The 18340-nt window shown below is 63.8% G+C and carries 18 protein-coding genes and 1 other RNA gene; 16 read left to right on the top strand and 3 right to left on the bottom strand.

Features of this window, described 5'->3' with window-relative positions:
- Positions 1 to 6 precede the first annotated feature (6 nt).
- The 4 genes from NKJ72_RS04455 (at position 7) to NKJ72_RS04440 (ending at position 4902) form a co-directional block, all read left to right on the top strand.
- Positions 7 to 1101 carry a microcin C ABC transporter permease YejB gene (locus tag NKJ72_RS04455; protein ID WP_254816205.1) on the top strand — a complete coding sequence of 365 codons (1095 nt, stop codon included), beginning with the start codon at positions 7 to 9 and terminating at the stop codon, positions 1099 to 1101.
- On the top strand, positions 1101 to 2240 hold the full coding sequence (locus NKJ72_RS04450) for an ABC transporter permease (RefSeq protein WP_352476001.1): 1140 nt from the start codon (positions 1101 to 1103) through the stop codon (positions 2238 to 2240). The genes NKJ72_RS04455 and NKJ72_RS04450 overlap by 1 nt, the downstream gene beginning before the upstream one ends.
- The gene (locus NKJ72_RS04445; RefSeq protein WP_352476000.1) at positions 2237 to 3865 is read left to right on the top strand and encodes an ABC transporter ATP-binding protein; all 1629 of its coding nucleotides are present in this window, start codon (positions 2237 to 2239) and stop codon (positions 3863 to 3865) included. The genes NKJ72_RS04450 and NKJ72_RS04445 overlap by 4 nt, the downstream gene beginning before the upstream one ends.
- Before the next feature lie 95 nt (positions 3866 to 3960).
- The gene (locus tag NKJ72_RS04440; protein WP_254816202.1) at positions 3961 to 4902 is read left to right on the top strand and encodes a 2-hydroxyacid dehydrogenase; all 942 of its coding nucleotides are present in this window, start codon (positions 3961 to 3963) and stop codon (positions 4900 to 4902) included.
- A 24-nt stretch (positions 4903 to 4926) separates the two neighbouring features.
- On the opposite strand, the gene NKJ72_RS04435 is transcribed toward NKJ72_RS04440, so the two are convergent.
- Genes NKJ72_RS04435 through NKJ72_RS04425 form a run of 3 tightly spaced genes read right to left on the bottom strand, consistent with a single transcriptional unit; the run spans position 4927 to position 6654 of the window.
- Complete coding sequence (locus tag NKJ72_RS04435) at positions 4927 to 5229, bottom strand: Dabb family protein (RefSeq protein WP_254816201.1); 303 nt, start codon at positions 5227 to 5229, stop codon at positions 4927 to 4929.
- Positions 5230 to 5254: 25 nt separating this feature from the next.
- The gene (nudC, locus tag NKJ72_RS04430) at positions 5255 to 6196 is read right to left on the bottom strand and encodes an NAD(+) diphosphatase (RefSeq protein ID WP_352475999.1); all 942 of its coding nucleotides are present in this window, start codon (positions 6194 to 6196) and stop codon (positions 5255 to 5257) included.
- Between the two features lie 38 nt (positions 6197 to 6234).
- On the bottom strand, positions 6235 to 6654 hold the full coding sequence (locus NKJ72_RS04425; protein WP_023676868.1) for an HIT family protein: 420 nt from the start codon (positions 6652 to 6654) through the stop codon (positions 6235 to 6237).
- Between the two features lie 359 nt (positions 6655 to 7013).
- Here NKJ72_RS04425 and ffs point away from each other — a divergent pair.
- The 12 genes from ffs to NKJ72_RS04365 all read left to right on the top strand — a co-directional run bounded on the left by ffs (position 7014) and on the right by NKJ72_RS04365 (position 18288).
- An RNA gene (gene ffs, locus NKJ72_RS04420) (signal recognition particle sRNA small type) lies at positions 7014 to 7110 on the top strand.
- Positions 7111 to 7214: 104 nt separating this feature from the next.
- Entirely contained in the window at positions 7215 to 9041 is a 1827-nt protein-coding gene (locus NKJ72_RS04415; protein ID WP_352475998.1) for a DNA polymerase III subunit gamma/tau, read from the top strand.
- A 31-nt stretch (positions 9042 to 9072) separates the two neighbouring features.
- Positions 9073 to 9396 carry a YbaB/EbfC family nucleoid-associated protein gene (locus NKJ72_RS04410; RefSeq protein ID WP_254816197.1) on the top strand — a complete coding sequence of 108 codons (324 nt, stop codon included), beginning with the start codon at positions 9073 to 9075 and terminating at the stop codon, positions 9394 to 9396.
- 420 nt (positions 9397 to 9816) lie between these two features.
- The gene (locus tag NKJ72_RS04405; RefSeq protein WP_352475997.1) at positions 9817 to 10755 is read left to right on the top strand and encodes a cell wall hydrolase; all 939 of its coding nucleotides are present in this window, start codon (positions 9817 to 9819) and stop codon (positions 10753 to 10755) included.
- Between the two features lie 147 nt (positions 10756 to 10902).
- Positions 10903 to 11508 carry a recombination mediator RecR gene (gene recR, locus NKJ72_RS04400; RefSeq protein WP_254816195.1) on the top strand — a complete coding sequence of 202 codons (606 nt, stop codon included), beginning with the start codon at positions 10903 to 10905 and terminating at the stop codon, positions 11506 to 11508.
- Positions 11509 to 11528: 20 nt separating this feature from the next.
- The gene (locus NKJ72_RS04395) at positions 11529 to 12848 is read left to right on the top strand and encodes a lytic murein transglycosylase (RefSeq protein ID WP_352475996.1); all 1320 of its coding nucleotides are present in this window, start codon (positions 11529 to 11531) and stop codon (positions 12846 to 12848) included.
- A gap of 45 nt (positions 12849 to 12893) precedes the next feature.
- Positions 12894 to 13052 (top strand): hypothetical protein, encoded by a 159-nt coding sequence (locus NKJ72_RS04390; protein WP_352475995.1) that lies wholly within the window; start codon positions 12894 to 12896, stop codon positions 13050 to 13052.
- The gene (locus tag NKJ72_RS04385) at positions 13049 to 14692 is read left to right on the top strand and encodes an ABC transporter substrate-binding protein (RefSeq protein ID WP_352475994.1); all 1644 of its coding nucleotides are present in this window, start codon (positions 13049 to 13051) and stop codon (positions 14690 to 14692) included. The genes NKJ72_RS04390 and NKJ72_RS04385 overlap by 4 nt, the downstream gene beginning before the upstream one ends.
- 18 nt (positions 14693 to 14710) lie before the next feature.
- Positions 14711 to 15778, top strand: a complete 1068-nt coding sequence (locus NKJ72_RS04380) for an ABC transporter permease (protein WP_254816192.1) — start codon at positions 14711 to 14713, stop codon at positions 15776 to 15778.
- Positions 15779 to 15791: 13 nt separating this feature from the next.
- Positions 15792 to 16712, top strand: coding sequence for a nickel transporter permease (gene nikC / locus NKJ72_RS04375; protein ID WP_352475993.1), 921 nt, complete (start codon positions 15792 to 15794; stop codon positions 16710 to 16712).
- A complete protein-coding gene (locus NKJ72_RS04370; RefSeq protein WP_254816190.1) occupies positions 16709 to 17542 on the top strand; it encodes an ABC transporter ATP-binding protein in 834 nt (277 codons plus the stop codon). Before nikC ends, NKJ72_RS04370 begins: the two co-directional genes overlap by 4 nt.
- Entirely contained in the window at positions 17539 to 18288 is a 750-nt protein-coding gene (locus NKJ72_RS04365; RefSeq protein ID WP_352475992.1) for an ABC transporter ATP-binding protein, read from the top strand. The genes NKJ72_RS04370 and NKJ72_RS04365 overlap by 4 nt, the downstream gene beginning before the upstream one ends.
- The last annotated feature ends 52 nt before the right edge of the window (positions 18289 to 18340 follow it).

The raw sequence follows: 18340 nt of genomic DNA, 5'->3' as shown, positions 1-18340 counted from the left end.
AACCTGATGGGCGCCTATATACTGCGCCGCATCCTGTTGATGATCCCGACCCTGTTCGGCATCATGGCGGTATCCTTCGCCGTCATCCAGTTCGCGCCGGGCGGGCCGGTCGAGCAGGTCATTGCCAGGCTGACCAACCAGGGCGGCAGCGATCGCCTCGGCGGTGGCGGCGGTGATGCTGGCGGCGCCAATTTCGATGTCGCCGGCGACGTCGGCTCGAAATACCGCGGCGCGCAGGGGCTCGACCCGGAATTCATCAAGAAGCTGGAGAAGCAGTTCGGTTTCGACAAGCCGCCGCTCGAGCGCTTCGGCATGATGCTGTGGAACTATCTCCGCTTCGATTTCGGCGACAGCTATTTCCGCGACATCTCGGTGCTCGACCTGATCCTGGAAAAGATGCCGGTGTCGATCTCGATCGGGCTGTGGATCACGCTTTTGTCCTATCTGATCTCGATCCCGCTCGGCATCCGCAAGGCGGTCAAGGACGGCTCCACCTTCGACGTCTGGACCAGCGGCGTCGTCATCGTCGGTTACGCCATTCCGGGCTTCCTGTTCGGTATATTGCTGATGGTGCTGTTTGCCGGCGGCTCATTCTGGGACTGGTTTCCGCTGCGCGGCCTCACCTCCGATAATTGGGACCAGCTGTCGTGGCCGCAGCGGATCGTCGACTATTTCTGGCACATGACCCTGCCGCTGACGGCGCTGGTGCTGTCGGCCTTCGCCACGACGACGCTGCTCACCAAGAATTCCTTCCTTGAGGAGATCCGCAAGCAATATGTGGTCACAGCCCGCGCCAAGGGCCTGTCGGAGCGGCAGGTGCTTTATGGCCACGTCTTCCGCAACGCCATGCTGATCGTCATCGCCGGTTTCCCCGGTGCGTTCATCTCGGCATTCTTCACCGGGTCGCTGCTGATCGAGAACATCTTTTCGCTCGACGGCCTCGGCCTGCTTGGTTTCAACTCGGTGGTGCAGCGCGACTATCCGGTGGTCTTCGCCAATCTCTACATCTTCTCGCTGCTTGGCCTGTTCGTCGGGCTGCTGTCCGACCTGATCTATACCTGGGTCGATCCGCGCATCGACTTCGAGCGGAGAGACGTCTGATGGCGCAGGCGACAGCCGAAACGGCGCCGCCTCGGATCGCGCGGCCCTTTCTGTCGCCGCTCAACCAGCGGCGCCTGCAGAACTTCAAGTCCAACCGGCGCGGCTATTGGTCGTTGTGGATTTTCCTGTTCCTGTTCGTGCTGTCGCTGGTTTCCGAACTGATCGCCAACGACAAGCCGATCATCGCCTCCTACAAGGGCGAGATCCTGTTTCCGGTCCTGATCGCCTATCCCGAGGAGAAGTTCGGCGGTTTCTATGCGGTCACCGACTACCGCGACCCGGTCATCCAGGACGAGATCAATGCCAATGGCTGGATGGTCTGGCCGCCGGTGCGCTACTCCTACCAGACCGTCAACAACGCCATTCCCGAAGCAGCACCGACCAAGCCGTCCTGGCTCTACGACAAGAAGACGCGCTGCAACCAGTATCCGAAAGGCGAAGCGGACCCCAATTGCAACGTCGGCAACTGGAACTGGCTGGGCACCGACGACCAGGCCCGCGACGTGCTGGCGCGCGTCATCTACGGCTTCAGGATATCGGTGCTGTTCGGCCTGATCCTGACCGCCGGCTCGGCGCTGATCGGCGTGGCGGCCGGCGCCTTGCAGGGCTATTTCGGCGGCTGGACCGACCTTCTGTTCCAGCGCTTCATCGAGATCTGGTCGGCGATCCCGGTGCTGTACCTGCTGTTGATCGTCGCCGCCATCCTGCCGCCCGGCTTCTTTATCCTGCTCGGATTGATGCTGCTGTTCTCCTGGGTGGCGCTGGTCGGCGTGGTGCGGGCCGAGTTCCTGCGCGCCCGCAATTTCGAATATGTCAATGCGGCGCGCGCGCTCGGCGTGCCCAACATCACCATCATGTTCCGGCATCTGCTGCCCAATGCCATGGTGGCGACGCTGACCTTCCTGCCCTTCCTGCTCAGCGGCTCGATCTCGACGCTGACCTCGCTCGACTATCTCGGCTTCGGCCTGCCGCCCGGCTCCGCCTCACTGGGCGAGTTGTTGAAGCAGGCGCAGCGCAACCTCAATGCCCCCTGGCTCGGCATTTCCGGCTTCGTCGTCATCTCGCTGATGCTGTCGCTGCTGGTCTTCGTCGGCGAGGCCACCCGCGACGCCTTCGATCCGCGCAAGACGTTCAGATGACCGCCCCTCTCCTCTCGGTCCAGGATCTCAGCGTCGCCTTCACGCAAGGCGGCAGCCAGTCGATCGCCGTCGACCATATCTCCTTCGACCTCGCCAGGGGCGAGACGGTGGCGCTGGTCGGCGAATCCGGCTCCGGCAAGTCGGTCACCGCGCTGTCGGTGCTGAAGCTGCTGCCCTATCCGACCGCCAGCCACCCGTCGGGAAAGATCCTGTTCCTCGGCGCCGACCTGCTTGCCGCGGACGAGAGAGACTTGCGCCGTGTGCGCGGCAACAAGATCACCATGATCTTCCAGGAGCCGATGACCTCGCTCAACCCGCTGCACACGATCGAGCAGCAGATCGTCGAGGTGCTGAAGCTGCACCAGGGCCTGGGCGATCGCAACGCCAAGGCGCGCACGCTGGAACTTCTGCAAGAGGTCGGCATCCGGGAACCGGAAAAACGGCTCGACGCCTATCCACACCAGCTTTCCGGCGGCCAGCGCCAGCGCGTCATGATCGCCATGGCGCTCGCCAACGAGCCTGAACTGTTGATCGCCGACGAACCGACGACGGCACTCGACGTCACCGTCCAGGCGCAGATCCTCGAATTGCTGGCCGGCCTGAAAAGCCGCAAGGACATGTCGATGCTGTTCATCACCCACGATCTCGGCATCGTCAGGAAGATCGCCGACCGGGTCTGCGTGATGACCAAGGGCAAGATCGTCGAGACCGGCCCGACCAAGGAGATATTCGCCAATCCGCAGCACGCCTACACGCGGCATCTGCTTGCCGCCGAGCCGAAAGGCAAGCCGCCGGCGGCCAACCAGGCCGCCAAGCCGGTGATGGTCGGCAAGGACGTCAAGGTCTGGTTTCCGATCAAGAAGGGCTTCTTCCGGCGCACCGTCGACAATGTGAAGGCGGTCGACGGCATCGACGTCACCGTGCGGGCCGGCCAGACGCTTGGCGTCGTCGGCGAATCCGGCTCAGGCAAGACGACGCTCGGCCTGGCGCTGGCCAGGATGATCTCGTCGACCGGGACCATCCAGTTTAACGGACGCGGCATCGATCAGCTGTCCTTCAGCGAAATGCGGCCGTTGCGGCGCGAGTTGCAGATCGTCTTCCAGGATCCGTTCGGTTCGCTCAGTCCGCGCATGTCGGTCGCCGAGATCATCGAGGAAGGGTTGAAGATCCACGAGCCGAAACTGTCTCCTGATGCGCGCGACGAGCGTGTCGTCGACGTGCTGAAGGAAGTCGGCCTCGATCCGGCGACGCGCAACCGCTATCCGCACGAATTCTCCGGCGGCCAGCGCCAGCGCGTCGCCATCGCGCGCGCCATGGTGCTCAACCCGCGTTTCGTCATGCTGGACGAGCCGACCTCGGCGCTCGACATGAGCGTGCAGGCGCAGGTCGTAGACCTCTTGCGCAGCCTGCAGGCCAAGCACGACCTCGCCTACCTCTTCATCAGCCACGATCTGAGGGTCATCCGCGCGCTCGCCAACGAAGTCATCGTCATGCGTAATGGCAGGATCGTCGAGGCCGGTCCTTCCGAACAGATTTTCGGCAACCCGCGGACCGACTATACAAAGGCGTTGATCTCGGCCGCCTTCAAGATCGAAACGGCGCCGGTCGGTATCGTCAGCGAGTAGATTTTCGCCAGAGATCATGCACAAAATCAAAACGCTGCCGCGCCCTTGCGAGTCCGGACGCGAACGCTGTTGGTAAAAGGGAAAAACAATCCGCAATGGAAAAAGGCCGCATCCTGCTTGCCCTCACCGGTATTCATCCGCTGCGCTGGCGCGAACTGCTGTCGGCGGAGCGCGAAGTGGTGCTCGAGCCGAATGGCGCCGGCGATCCCTCGATCACCTATGCGGTGGTGTGGAAACAGCGGCCGAACCTGTTGTCGTCGCTGCCCAATCTGCGGGCTATCTTCTCGATCGGCGCCGGCGTCGACCACATTTTCGCCGATCCCACCTTGCCCGACGTACCGGTCGTCAAGGTGGTGGCCGACAACCTTACCCAGTACATGACCGAATACGTCGTCTGGCGGGTGCTCGACCACCATCGCCAGGGCATGCTCTACCGCGCCCAGCAGCAGAAGAAGATCTGGCACGAGCCGCAGCAGCGGCCGGCCGGCGACATCTCGGTCGGCATTATGGGGCTCGGCACGCTTGGCCGTGCTGCGGCATCGGTACTGTTGTCGCTCGGCTTTCCCGTTAATGGCTGGTCGCGCAGCGATCGGCCGATGGAAGGTGTCTCGACTTACGCGGGCGAGGCCGGCCTGATCCCGTTCCTCAACGCCACCGATATCCTGGTGGTGCTGTTGCCGCTGACGCCACAGACGCATGGCATCATCAACCACGGCGTGCTGAAGGAGCTGCGCAAGCGCAATGGCCTCGGCGGCTCGGTGCTGATCAATGCCGGCCGCGGCAGGCTGCAGAAGGACGCCGACATTTTGCGCGCGCTGGACGACGGGACGCTGAAGGAAGCCAGCCTCGACGTGTTCGAGGTCGAGCCGCTGCCGAAGACCAGCCCGCTATGGAGCCACCCGAAAGTGTTCGTGACGCCGCACGCGGCGGCAACTTCCGATCCGGTTCACCTGGCGCCGATCATGCTGCGTCAGATGGATGCCTTCGAGCGCGGCGAAGCGCTGGAAAATGTGGTGGATCGCGACGCGGGGTATTGATTTTTAGAGCGTCGCTTTCCGGTCTCAGCCCCAGCCGAGCGGCACGTAGTCGATCTCCATAAACGCCTCGACCTCCGGGATCCAGCGGTCGCGGACGAAGGCGACGTGGTCGGGATGGTCGTTGTAGCCGGAGTAAGCCCGCTGATCGGCGAACTCCATCGAGAAGCCGAAACGGTAGTCGTTCTTGGGGCTGACCTGCCGCAACTGCTCGAAATGCGTGACGCCCTTTATCGCCGTGAGGATCGTTTTGGCGTCGGCGAGGAACCTTTTTTCCTCAAGCGAATGCGGCGGGTGCTTTAGCGTGAACACGACGGTGTGACGGATCATTTTTTGCTCCTGCGATGTCTTCGTATCACGCGCTGTCGGCCCAGGCGCGGATAAGGTTATAGGCGATCGCCCCCTTCGGCGGTGTCACCAGGCCGCCCGGATGCTCGCGGGCCAGCATCGAGAGCACCTCGTCGCGAAAGAACCAGCGGCAATCTTCCAGCTCGTTGAAGTCGGGGTGGATATCGTCGTTGAGCGGTTCGCCGAAGCAGCCGATCATCAGCGAATAGGGAAACGGCCAGGGCTGGCTGGCGTGGTAGACGACGCGGCCTAGCCGAATGCCGGCTTCCTCCAGCGTTTCGCGGCGCACCGCCGCCTCGATCGTCTCGCCCGGTTCGATGAAACCGGCGAGCGCCGAATACATGCCGGGCCCGAAATGCCGGCCGCGGCCTAGCAGGCATTTTTCTGGTGTTGCCGTCAGCATGATCGCCACCGGGTCGGTGCGCGGAAAGTGCTCCGTCCCGCAGGCCGGGCAATGCCGCTTGTAACCGCCCGCCCGCATCTCGGCTTCGGTGCCGCATTTGCTGCAGAAGCGATGGCTGGCATGCCAGGCAAGCAGCGCCGCCCCTTGCGCCAGCGCGCCGGCGGCCGCTTCGTCGATCAGCCCCTGCATATAGACCGAGCGATAGTCGATGGCCTTGATCGTCTCGGGAAGCTGCTCCGGCTCGACCCCGGCCGGCACCGCCAGCACCGGGCCGCTTTCGGAAAAACCGAGCAGCACGCCGTTTTCGAGCGATGCTTCGAGCGGCCGGCATTCGGCCACGCCGAACCAGGGGTCGAATGCGCCTTGCGCAAGCTTCAGATAGAGCCGGCCGCCACGCATCAGCAAAAGCCGCGCCGAGGGATCGGCGAGCGCCTTTTCGACGGAATCGTCGGCGCGGTTTTCGGACTGCCGGTCGATAATGTTGCCGGCGAAGCCGACGAACTGGCTCGGCTCGCGCAAGGGCGCGTCAAACAGGCGAAAGCTCATGCAGACTCGGGAAGGTTCAAGATGGACACGGGGGAGGCTTATAGCGCTGCCTTGATCTTTTCCGCAAACTTGCGAAGGTCGGAGCGCTGATAGGGCTCGCGCAGGCCGTGCCCCCACACCGGGCCGGGCCAGCCGGGATCGCCTTCCGAGCGCGCAATAACGTGTACATGCAACTGGCGCACGATGTTGCCGAGTGCACCGGTATTGATCTTGGTGCAGCCGGTCACCCGCTTCAGCGCCAGCGCCACCATATTGGTCTCGAAGGTCAGCATCGCCTGGTCGAGCGGCGTCATATCGTGGATTTCCTCGATGCCCGGCCGCTGCGGCACCAGCAGCAGCCATGGCCAGCGGCGGTCGTTCATGACGCGCAATTCGCACAGGCCGAGCCACATCAGCTGTTCGCTGTCGGCTTCCAGCTGGGCGTCAAGCGTGAATCCGGCCTTGAGGCCCGGCAGCATCGGCGTTTCCTTCACTTTTTGACGTTTTTTGATCTCTATCGACGCTAGAGCGGCTTCCGAAGGGCCGCAAGGGGCAGCAAGCAACATTGGCCGTCGCGGCGCTGATTGTGCGCGAAGAAAGTGAAGGCCCGGGCAAATTGCATCAGGTTGGCGCTGCCCGCCGAGATCGACGATTTTGATCGCGGCCACATTTTGTTCTTGCTTTGTGCCGGCAGCTATGCTACTAATCCCGCTATGGTGATTATTCGCACCAATGACCCGCCCGCCGAGGCGGGTTTTTGGTTTCAGCTTTCGCCGTCGCTCAAGGCCCCTATCATCCGCACTTGCATTTCATCGCCGGATTGCCGATATGGAGGCTGGGAGGTTGGTGGTGGACGGTCCACTCGCCAACCGGGTCAGGTCCGGAAGGAAGCAGCCCTAACGAGCCCGGAACGGGTCATTGTTCCAGCCTCCCGCCTCTTCGCCTTTTGCCCCGACATTGACGGCGCCAAGCCGTGCGGGCGAAACTATGCGCAGGAATCGGCGGCCTCCAGTGGCAGCCCTTGGAGCTTGACGGGCGAATGAGCGAAGCCGGAAACGAGGCCGGAAAATTGGACAAGCCTGCCGCCTACCGCGTGCTGGCGCGCAAATACCGACCGTCGAATTTCTCCGAGCTGATCGGCCAGGAGCCGATGGTCCGCACCTTGACCAATGCCTTTGCCACCGGCCGCATCGCCCAGGCCTGGATGCTGACCGGCGTGCGCGGCGTCGGCAAGACCACGACCGCGCGCATACTCGCGCGGGCCCTGAACTACAAAACACCGACGGTCGACCAGCCTTCCGTCGACCTTGCCGTGCTCGGCGAGCATTGCCAGGCGATCATGGAAGGCCGGCATGTCGACGTCATCGAGATGGACGCCGCCTCGCATACCGGCATCGACGACATCAGGGACATCATCGAGCGTGTGCGCTACGCCCCGGTGTCGGCGCGCTACAAGGTCTACATCATCGACGAAGTGCACATGCTTTCCAACCAGGCCTTTAACGGCCTGCTGAAGACGCTGGAAGAGCCGCCGCCGCACGTCAAGTTCATCTTCGCCACCACCGAAATCCGCAAGGTGCCGATCACCGTCCTGTCGCGCTGCCAGCGTTTCGACCTCAGGCGCATCGATGCGGCAATGATCAAGGCCGACCTTGCCAGGATAGCCGGTCTGGAGGGCATCGAAGTTGAAGACGATGCGCTGGCGATGATCGCCCGCGCAGCCGAAGGCTCGATGCGCGATGCGCAGTCCATCCTCGACCAGGCGATCGCCCATGGCGGCGGCGCGGTCAGCGCCGAAGCGGTGCGTGCCATGCTCGGCCTTGCCGACCGCGCCCGCATCGTCGACCTGTTCGAGCATGTCATGAAGGGCGACGTCGCCGCCGCGCTTGCCGAATTCCGTGCCCAGTACGATACCGGCGCCGATCCTGCCGCGGTGCTGACCGACCTTGCCGAGTTCAACCATCTGGTCACCCGTCTGCGTTTCGTGCCGGCTGCCATCGACGACGCCTCGCTGTCCGAGGACGAGCGCCGGCGCGGCGCCGATTTCGCCGGCACGCTGTCGGTCAAGGTGCTGTCGCGGACATGGCAGATGCTCTTGAAAGGCATTCCCGAGGTGCAGACTTCCAACCGCCCGGTCAGCGCCGCCGAGATGGTGCTGATCCGGCTGGCGCATGCCGCCGACCTGCCGACGCTGGACGAGGCGCTGAAATCGCTGGAGAACGGCGTTTCGCCGCCGGGCGCCGCGCCGCGCGTGAATGGCGCGCCGGCAAGCCCCGGCCCCGCAAACCATGCGCCTGCGAGCGGTGGTGCCGGTGCCGTGGCGCAGACGCGAATGCCGACGGCCAATGGCGGCGCGCAGACGATGCGCCTGGTCGAGGCCGAGCCCGTGCCGACCAACTTCGTTGCTCCGCCGGAGCCGGTGGTCGAGGCGCCGCCGGTGCCGGTGAAATCGCTGGCCGATATTGTCGCCCTTGCCGACGCCCAGCGCGACATGGCCTTCAAGGTGCTGGTGAAGCGTTGCGTGCGCCTGGTGCGCATCGAGCCCGGCCGTATCGACGTCAGCCTGACCGACGATGCGCCGAAGATGCTGCTCAACGATTTGACCGCCAAGCTGCGCGCCTGGACGGGCCGCAGCTGGCTGGTGTCGCTGTCGAAGGAGGAGGGCGGCCAGACGCTGGCCGAGATGGAATCGACAAAGCGCGAAAACGCCTTCCTCGATGCCAAGAGCGACCCGACGGTCGCCGCCATCCTGGCGCGCTTTCCCGGCGCCAAGATCATCGACGTGCGCATTCCCGACGCGCCGGAAGCCGATGCGGCAGAGGCCGAAGTGCCGGTCGAGCCGCCGGCCGACGACGACGAAACCTGAACAACCAGCACCAACTGCAAAGGACCGTGCGATGAAAGATCTTCTCGGCCTGATGGGCAAGGCAAAGGAAATGCAGGCCAAGTTCCAGGCCATGCAGGATGAGATTGCCACGCTGGAAGCCACCGGACAGGCCGGCGGCGGCCTGGTCAGCGTGACACTGACCGGCAAATTCGAGATGAAGTCGCTGAAGATCGACCCGGCGCTGTTCAAGGAGGACGAGGTCGAGATTCTCGAGGACCTGCTCCTCGCTGCCCACAACGACGCCAGGACCAAGGTCGAGCAGATCATGCAGGAGAAGACCAAGGCGCTGACCGCGGGACTGCCGATCCCGCCGGGAATGAAGCTGCCGTTCTAAGGTGTGTTGATATTAAGGTGATCCCGGCCTGCAAACGGCGGCTTCCTGCGCTTCCGGTGCTCACGTACGAAACGTACGCTCCGCTCCGGTTCCCGGAAGCCGCCATTTTCGGCTCGGCCTGACCTGAATCTCAGCACACCTCGAGCTGTGTTTACAGTTACCGCGTCGACTGAACCAATCTCTCCAGGCTTGGGCAAGCCCTCTTGCGGAGATTGCGGCGCTCCAAGGTCACGGCATGAATCCTTGGAACCATGCCGGCACCTGACCGAAGAGGGCAGCGATCCAACGCTCTTCGCCCGCCAGCTGTGTCTATTGGGCAACGCCCCAAACTTAATAACGCTTTAGCCATCTTTTTGCCTGAAAGTGTCTCATTCTTGCCGCAACCAGGGGCGGGCTGGCAGCAGAATGAGGGGACACCTGTTGATCTCTACCCGATGGAAGACGCCGTTGCGGCTCGGCGTCGTTATCTCGCCGCTGTTTTTGGCCGCTTGCAGTCAGACCGCCTCGCACGGCATGTCCAGCCTGACCGATGCCATTACGCCGGGTTTCCTGAGCTCGCGCTCCTACAATTCCACGCCGAAGGAGAAGGAATGCCTGGAGCGGGCGATGTTCTTCGAGTCCAACCGGTCGAGCCGTGACGGCATGATTGCGGTCGGCACCGTGGTGATGAACCGGCTGCGGTCCGGCAAGCACGGCAGCACCATCTGCGAAGTGGTTGGCGAGCGCGGCCAGTTCGCGCCGGGCGTCATGACACGGCCGATGAATTCGAAGGCGATGCCCGACGTCGAGGAGGCCGCCGAGGCGGTTCTCAAGGGCGAGCGCAAAGCCAAGTTGAAGAACACCATGTATTTCCACACCGCCGGGCTGCGCTTCCCCTACAAGAACATGCACTACACCATGGTCGCCGGCGGCAATGCCTTTTATGAAAAGCGCGGCCGCAACTGGCAGCCGTTGCCGGACGAACCGGTGGTCGCCATGGCCCGGGCCAAGCCGCAAGCGCCTGCCGCTCAGGCCATACTTGTCGCTTCGGCGGAGCCGGCTCGCGAGGTCAAGCCGACATTCGCCAAGGCAACCTATGTTACCGCCGCCGCATCGCAGCCAGCAAGGCAGACAAGGGTGACTGCAGGAATGGCGACCGCGGCGAGGGCGGCACCGGAGAAGCCAATCCTTGTGGCGCTGCAAGAGCCAATGCAGGAACCGGACGCGGCCCGTTTCGGTGGAACCATGAACCCCCGGCCGGTCACATCATTCCAGGCGGCGCCGGCAGAGCCGACAATGTCGTTCGAGACGACGCCCGAGAACACCGACGCCATCGGCGCGATGATCGCCGGCCAGACCCGGCCGCTGGAGGAAAACTGAGGCGGCCGGCGTCGGCGCGTTGTACGGGGAGAAATGCCCGGCAGGGCAATGAGGGGCGGCGCAACGCCGGGCGATTGCCTCTTTGCAGGCTGAACAGCGCGCCTCAGCGCTGTTCCAAAACCCGTTGAAAAATCCTAAACCGGAGCGATGTCGAAGCGAATCGCCGGTCCCGAGATCGAACGCCTGATCCAGCTGCTGGCCAAGGTGCCGGGGCTCGGCCCGCGTTCGGCGCGCCGCGCCGCGCTCCACCTCATCAAGAAGAAGGAGCAGCTGCTGGCGCCGCTCGCCGCCGCCATGGGCGAGGCGGTCGACAAGGTGCGCATCTGCTCGACCTGCGGCAATGTCGACACCTCCGATCCATGCATGATCTGCACCGACCCGCGCCGCGACCCCACCACGCTCATCGTCGTCGAGGACGTGGCCGACCTTTGGGCGCTGGAGCGGGCGACCGCCATGAACGTGCGTTATCATGTGCTCGGCGGTACGCTGTCGCCGCTCGACGGCATTGGTCCCGATGAGCTCAACATCCGTTCGCTGGTCGATCGCGTCGCCGGCGGCGAGGTCAAGGAAGTGATCCTCGCCGTCAACGCTACGGTCGAGGGCCAGACTACCGCGCACTACCTCACCGACCAGCTTTCCGGCTTCAACGTCAAGGTGACGCGCCTGGCGCACGGTGTTCCGGTCGGCGGCGAACTCGACTATCTCGACGAAGGCACGCTCGCCGCGGCACTGCGCTCGCGGACGGCGTTTTGAGGCGAGTTGCGGGAAGGATGATGGTTGCTAAGCATTCTTTAAGGCTGGCACTCCTTCCCACCCCCCTCTGCAGGACAGAGGGGGGTGGGAAGGATCGCTGTTTTCGCAAAATAGCCGTCGCGTTTCTTCTTGCAACCATCGTTGCCCTCATCCTCGCCACCCCCGCCTCCGCGGCAAAGATCGACGACCAGTTCCGCGCGTGGCTTGGCTACGACCTCTGGCCCGAAGCCAGCGCCAAAGGCATCTCCAGAAAAACCTTCGATGCCGCCTTCGACGGCGTCAAGCCGAACCTCAAGCTGCCCGACCTGGTAAAGCCGGGCGAGAAGGCGACGACGCCGCGGAAGCAGCATCAGGCCGAGTTCGGTTCGCCCGGCGCCTATTTCGCCGAAAAGATCGTCCGTGCGGTGACCGCCGGCGGCCGCACCCGCGAGGCGGCCAACGCTAGGACCCTTGCAGCGATCGAGAAACGCTACGGCGTGCCTGGCGAAGTGCTGCTGGCGATCTGGGGTCGCGAGAGCGGCTTCGGCGCAGCGAAGCTGCCTTATGACGCCTTCGAGGTGCTGGGCACCAAGGCGTTCATGTCGACCAAGAAGGAATTCTTCCGCACCGAGCTCTTGGCGGCGCTGGAGATCGTCGAGCGCGGGCTTGCCCCGGTCGGTGCGATGAAATCGTCCTGGGCCGGCGCGCTCGGCCAGCCGCAGTTCATGCCGACGTCGTTCCTCAAGCATGCCGCCGATTTCGACGGCGACGGCCGCCCCGACATCTGGAATTCGACGCCGGACATACTGGCATCGATCGCCAATTATCTCGTGCATTATGGCTGGGTCAGGGGCCGTGGCTGGGGCTTCGAGGTGACGGTGCCGGAAAGCGTCTCGTGCTCGCTCGAAGGTCCGGACCAGGGCAAGAAGATTTCCCAATGGGCTGATATTGGCATCAGGCGTGTGTCGGGTAAACCGTTCCCGGCGAGCGAACTGAAAGCCGAGGGCTTTCTTTTGATGCCGGCCGGGCGTAGCGGCCCGGCCTTCATCGTGACCCCCAATTTCTACGTGCTGAAGCAGTATAACACCAGCGATCTCTATGCCCTGTTCATCGGCCATGGCGCCGATCGCATCGCCCATGGCGACAGCAATTTCTCGGGCAATTGGGGCGCGGTCGGCGGGCTCTACCGCTCCGACATCGCCGCCCTGCAGCGGGCGCTGGAAGCCAAGGGCTACGATGTCGGCAGCGCCGACGGCCTGCCTGGCTTCAAGACGCGCCGCTCGATCGGCAAATGGCAGGCCAGCAACGGCCGTTCCGCTACCTGCTTTCCCGACCCCGACCTGGTTACCGCGCTGAAATAGCCGGATTTTCGCACCGCCGGTCTGGCCCAATCGACGGTTCTGCAAATGCTCGTTGCCGCGCTCGAAACCGCCGGATATGGTGAGCTGGAACCGCACAAAAATTGCCAATACGACGGTCCGGGGATCACCGTTCGACGCGGCAAGAAATGCCACAACCCTGAGCCGGGAACTCAGGTCAACAAAAACAGGGAACAGTTGAAATGATGATGGAAAAGATTGCTCTACGCACCCGCTTCTTGCTCGCGGGCGCCGCCATGTCCGCGCTGCTTCTGGCCGGTGCGCCTGCCTTCGCGGTCACGCCCGCCGACACGCTGGTCGAGGGTTTCGCCATCGACGACATCATCTCCATGGATCCAGGCGAGGCATTCGAACTGTCTACCGCCGAAGTCACCGGCAACACCTACGATCTCCTGGTGCGCCTCGACCTCAGCGACACCTCGAAGGTCAAAGGCGATCTCGCCGAAAGCTGGAGCGTCTCCGACGACGGCCTGACCTACACGTTCAAGCTCAAGCCCGGCCTCAAATTCGCCTCCGGCAATCCGATCACAGCGGCGGACGTCGCCTATTCGTTCGAGCGCGCCATCAAGCTCGACAAGAGCCCGGCCTTCATCATCGGCCAGTTCGGCATCGACGGCGGCAACGTCACCGAGAAGGCCAAGGCCGTTGATGACACGACGTTCCAGTTCACCGTCGACAAGGCCTATGCGCCGAGCTTCGTGCTGAACTGCCTGTCGGCGACGGTCGCCTCGGTCGTCGACGCCAAGCTGGTCAAGGAGCATGTCGCGGCGGTCACGCCGAGCGCCGACTACAAATGGGACAATGATTTCGGCAATGCCTGGCTGAAGACCGGCTATGCCGGCTCCGGTGCCTTCAAGCTGCGCGAATGGCGCGCCAACGAGGTTGTCGTCCTTGAGCGCAACGACAATTACTACGGCGAGAAGGCCAAGCTTGCCCGCGTCATCTATCGCAACATGAAGGAAAGCTCGGGCCAGCGCCTGGCGCTGGAAACCGGCGATATCGACGTCGCCCGCAATCTCGAGCCAAACGATCTCGACGCCATCGCCAAGAACGCCGATCTCACCACCACCAGCGCGCCGAAAGGCACGGTTTTTTACATCAGCCTCAACCAGAAGAACCCGAACCTCGCCAAGCCCGAGGTCCGCCAGGCTTTCAAATATCTGGTCGACTACGACGCGTTGAGCTCAACCATTCTCAAGGGCATCGGCGAGATCCACCAGACCTTCCTGCCCAAGGGCGACCTTGGTGCTCTCGACGAAAACCCGTTCAAGCTCGATGTCGCCAAGGCCAAGGAACTGCTCGCCAAGGCGGGTCTCGCCGATGGCTTCAACGTCACCATGGACGTACGCACCGGCCAGCCGACCACCGGCATGGCGGAATCGATCCAGCAGACGCTGGGACAGGCCGGCATCAAGCTGGAGATCATCCCCGGCGACGGCAAGCAGACGCTGACCAAATACCGCGCCCGCAACCACGACATCTATATCGGCCAGTGGGGCCAGGACTATTTCGATCCGAACTCCAATGCCCAGACCTTTGCCAGCAACCCGGACAATTCGGATGAAGCCAAGACCAAGACCCTGGCCTGGCGCAATGCTTGGGACATTCCGGACTTGACCAAGCAGACGGAGGCGGCCCTGCTCGAGAAGGATTCGGCCAAGCGCGCCGCAATGTACGAGGATCTTCAGAGGAAGATCCTCGATACCAGTCCTTTCGTCATCATCCACCAGCAGCTGGAAGTGGCTGGCCTGCGCAAGAACCTCAAGGGCTTTGCGCTCGGTCCGAGCTTCGACACCAACTTCGTCGGCCCGGTTTCGAAGGAGTGATGTCGGCGGACGCGCCGCATGAGCTTGGCTGAAAGGGAAACGACGGCGGGGCGCGGCAGCGCTCGCGCCGTTGCCGCTGCCTCATCGATCGCCCGATTCCTGGTCATCGCGATAACGACTTATCTCGGTCTGCTCGCGGTGACCTTCTTCATCGGCCGGGTGATCCCGATCGACCCGGTGCTGGCGGTGCTCGGCGACCGGGCGCCGACCAATGTCGTCGAACGAACGCGCCGCGAGATGGGTCTCGACCTGCCGCTGGTCGAGCAGTTCTACATCTATGTCAAACATGCCTTGAATGGTGATTTCGGCACCTCGGTGCTGACCACCAATCCGGTGATGACGGACATCCGCCGCGCCTTTCCGGCGACGCTCGAACTGGCAACACTGGGGACGCTGATCGGTTCGGTGATCGGCGTGCCGCTTGGTGTGCTGGCGGCTGTGCGGCGCGGCAGCATCATCGACCAGATCGTGCGCATAATCGGTCTTGTCGGCTATTCCGTGCCGATCTTCTGGCTGGGGCTGCTGGCGCTGGTGCTGTTCTACGCCAAGCTGCAATGGGTCGCCTTTCCCGGCCGCCTCGATATCGTCTACGAATACACCTTCACGCCGATTACCGGCTTTTACCTGCTGGATGCACTCTGGCAGCGGCAGTGGGACGTATTTGCCGATGCCTTCCGCCACATCATCCTGCCTGCCTCGCTGCTCGGCTATTTCTCGCTCGCCTACATCAGCCGCATGACGCGCTCCTTCATGCTGAACGAACTCACCCAGGAATACATCGTGGCGGCGCGCGCCAAGGGCCTGTCGGAAACGCGCATCATCTGGGGTCACGCGCTGCGCAACGCCGCGGTGCCGATGGTTACGGTGATCGCTCTGTCCTATGCCGGGCTGCTCGAAGGCTCGGTGCTGACCGAGACGGTGTTTTCGTGGCCGGGCATCGGCCTCTACATCACCAACTCGCTGCAGAACGCCGACATGAATGCCGTGCTTGGGGGCACGATCATCATCGGCTCGGTCTTCATCGGCATCAATCTTTTGTCCGACCTGCTCTACCGGCTGCTCGACCCAAGGACCAAGGCAGGATGAGGACCAAGGCAGGATGAGCGCAGAAGCGATTCAAACCCGCCGTGATTGGCTGCTCAGCGAGCGGCCGGCGTCGCGCGTGCAGGCAAGGCTCGGCCGCGCCTATGTAGCCTGGCGGCGCTTTTCCGCCAACCGGCTGGCCTTTGTCGGCCTGCTCATCATCATCGCCCTGCTGGTGGTCGCGGCCTTCGCCGATGTGCTGGCGCCCTATTCGCCGACATTCGGCGACCTCAAGGGCTCGCGGCTGCTGGCGCCAAGTACCGCACACTGGTTCGGCACCGACGATCTCGGCCGCGATATCTATTCGCGCATCATCTTCGGTTCGCGTTGGACGCTCTATGTCGTCATTCTGGTCGCCATCATCGCCGCGCCCATCGGCTTGCTGGTCGGCACCGTTGCCGGCTATGCCGGCGGCTGGACCGATGCGATCCTGATGCGCATCACCGACATCTTTCTCGCCTTTCCGAAGCTGATCCTGGCGCTGGCCTTTGTCGCCGCGCTCGGCCCCGGCATCGAAAATGCCGTGCTTGCCATCGCCATCACCTCGTGGCCGCCCTATGCCCGCATTGCCCGCGCCGAAACGCTGACGGTGCGCAATTCCGATTACATCAAGGCGGTGCAATTGATGGGCGCTTCGCCGTTCCGCATCGTGCTTCGCCACATCATGCCGCTCTGCATCTCCTCGCTGATCATCAGGGTGACGCTCGACATGGCCGGCATCATCCTGACCGCCGCCGGCCTCGGCTTCCTCGGCCTCGGCGCGCAGCCGCCGCTGCCGGAATGGGGCGCGATGATCGCGTCGGGCCGCCGCTTCGTACTCGACCAGTGGTGGGTGGCGGGCGCGCCGGGCTTTGCCATCCTCATCGTCAGCCTCGGCTTCAACCTGCTCGGCGACGGCCTGCGCGACGCGCTCGATCCGCGAAGCGGTGACCAATGAGCACGCTTCTCGAAGTCGACGACCTGCGCGTCACCTTCCCGACGCGCACCGGCCTGATCGAGGCAGTGCGCGGCGTTTCCTTCTCGCTCGGCCGCGAACGGCTCGGCATCGTCGGCGAGAGCGGTTCGGGCAAGTCGCAGACCGGCCGCGCCATTATGGGCGTCACCCCGCCGCAGGCCGAGGTGACCGCAAAGACGCTTGCTTTCGACGGCATCGACCTGCTGGCCGCCTCGCCGCGCGAGCGCCGCGCACTGCGCGGCAAGCGTATCGCCATGATCCTGCAGGATCCGAAATATTCGCTCGACCCGGTGATGAGCATCGGCCGCCAGATCGTCGAGACACTGCGCACGCATGAGAAAGTCTCCAAGGCCGAAGCCCGCGACCGCGCGCTTGCCATGCTGGAGGCTGTGCAGATCCGCGATCCGGCCCGTGTCTTCGACCTGCATCCGCACGAGGTTTCCGGCGGCATGGGCCAGCGCGCCATGATCGCCATGATGCTGATCGCCGGGCCGGAGATGATGATCGCCGATGAGCCGACCTCGGCACTCGACGTCACCGTGCAGCTCGACGTGCTCGGCATCCTCGACCGGCTGGTCAGCGAGCGCGGCATGGGGCTGATCTTCATCTCGCACGACCTGCGCTTGGTCTCATCTTTCTGCGATCGTGTCATCGTCATGTATGCCGGCAAGGTGGTCGAACAGCTCAAAGCCTCGGAGCTCGGCCGTGCCCAGCATCCCTATACGCGCGGCCTGCTCAACTGCATGCCCAAGATCGGCGCCGACCGTCACCCGCTGCCGGTGCTCGACCGCAAGCCGGAGTGGGCGGCATGACGGCAGCCCTTTCCGTCGACCGGCTGGAGGTGGTCTTCGACCGTTTTCGCGCGCTGAAGGGCGTCAGCCTTGAAGTCGAGTCCGGTGAATCCTTCGGCCTGGTCGGCGAGTCCGGCTCCGGCAAGTCGACGTTACTCAGGGCAATCGCCGGCCTGGCGCCGGCCGCTTCGGGCACCATCGCCGTCAACGGCAAACAGCTCGGCGCGCGCCGCGACAAGGCGTTCTACCGCGAGGTGCAGATGGTCTTCCAGGACCCGTACGGCTCGCTGCACCCGCGCCAGACCGTCGACCGCCTGCTGCAGGAGCCGCTCGCCATTCACGGCTTTGCTGACGGCGAAAAGCGCATCCAGCGGGCGTTGGACGAGGTCGGCCTGGGCACCGGCTTCCGTTTTCGCTATTCGCATCAATTGTCCGGCGGCCAGCGCCAGCGCGTGGCAATCGCCCGTGCCCTGATCCTCGAACCGTCGATCCTGCTGCTCGATGAGCCGACCTCGGCGCTCGACGCTTCGGTGCAGGCGGAGGTGCTGAACCTGCTGGAAGAGATCCGGCGGCGGCGCAAGCTGACCTTCCTGATGGTCAGCCACGACCTCGCCATCATCACCCATATGTGCGAGCGGCTGATGGTGATGCAGAACGGCGAGGCGGTCGAGCACCTCACCGCCGGCGACCTCGTCGAGCGCCGCGTCGCCAAGGACTACACGCGCAATCTGCTGAGGGCGAGCGAGGGGTTTGTCAGGACGGCATGAGCGACGGGCGTTCGGTTGCCGACATCGGCATCGACAGGCCCAATCGCCGGGC

The organism is Mesorhizobium sp. M0045, assembly GCF_040323385.1.
GTDB lineage: Bacteria > Pseudomonadota > Alphaproteobacteria > Rhizobiales > Rhizobiaceae > Mesorhizobium.
This window is presented reverse-complemented; position numbering and strand designations above follow the sequence as displayed.

Coding starts and splice junctions, on each gene's coding strand:
- NKJ72_RS04455 (WP_254816205.1), top strand. CDS start 7: ATGGGCGCCTATATACTGCGCCGCATCCTGTTGATGATCCCGACCCTG.
- NKJ72_RS04450 (WP_352476001.1), top strand. CDS start 1,101: ATGGCGCAGGCGACAGCCGAAACGGCGCCGCCTCGGATCGCGCGGCCC.
- NKJ72_RS04445 (WP_352476000.1), top strand. CDS start 2,237: ATGACCGCCCCTCTCCTCTCGGTCCAGGATCTCAGCGTCGCCTTCACG.
- NKJ72_RS04440 (WP_254816202.1), top strand. CDS start 3,961: ATGGAAAAAGGCCGCATCCTGCTTGCCCTCACCGGTATTCATCCGCTG.
- NKJ72_RS04435 (WP_254816201.1), bottom strand. CDS start 5,229: ATGATCCGTCACACCGTCGTGTTCACGCTAAAGCACCCGCCGCATTCG.
- nudC (WP_352475999.1), bottom strand. CDS start 6,196: ATGAGCTTTCGCCTGTTTGACGCGCCCTTGCGCGAGCCGAGCCAGTTC.
- NKJ72_RS04425 (WP_023676868.1), bottom strand. CDS start 6,654: ATGCTGCCGGGCCTCAAGGCCGGATTCACGCTTGACGCCCAGCTGGAA.
- NKJ72_RS04415 (WP_352475998.1), top strand. CDS start 7,215: ATGAGCGAAGCCGGAAACGAGGCCGGAAAATTGGACAAGCCTGCCGCC.
- NKJ72_RS04410 (WP_254816197.1), top strand. CDS start 9,073: ATGAAAGATCTTCTCGGCCTGATGGGCAAGGCAAAGGAAATGCAGGCC.
- recR (WP_254816195.1), top strand. CDS start 10,903: ATGTCGAAGCGAATCGCCGGTCCCGAGATCGAACGCCTGATCCAGCTG.
- NKJ72_RS04395 (WP_352475996.1), top strand. CDS start 11,529: ATGGTTGCTAAGCATTCTTTAAGGCTGGCACTCCTTCCCACCCCCCTC.
- NKJ72_RS04390 (WP_352475995.1), top strand. CDS start 12,894: ATGCTCGTTGCCGCGCTCGAAACCGCCGGATATGGTGAGCTGGAACCG.
- NKJ72_RS04385 (WP_352475994.1), top strand. CDS start 13,049: ATGATGATGGAAAAGATTGCTCTACGCACCCGCTTCTTGCTCGCGGGC.
- NKJ72_RS04380 (WP_254816192.1), top strand. CDS start 14,711: ATGAGCTTGGCTGAAAGGGAAACGACGGCGGGGCGCGGCAGCGCTCGC.
- nikC (WP_352475993.1), top strand. CDS start 15,792: ATGAGCGCAGAAGCGATTCAAACCCGCCGTGATTGGCTGCTCAGCGAG.
- NKJ72_RS04370 (WP_254816190.1), top strand. CDS start 16,709: ATGAGCACGCTTCTCGAAGTCGACGACCTGCGCGTCACCTTCCCGACG.
- NKJ72_RS04365 (WP_352475992.1), top strand. CDS start 17,539: ATGACGGCAGCCCTTTCCGTCGACCGGCTGGAGGTGGTCTTCGACCGT.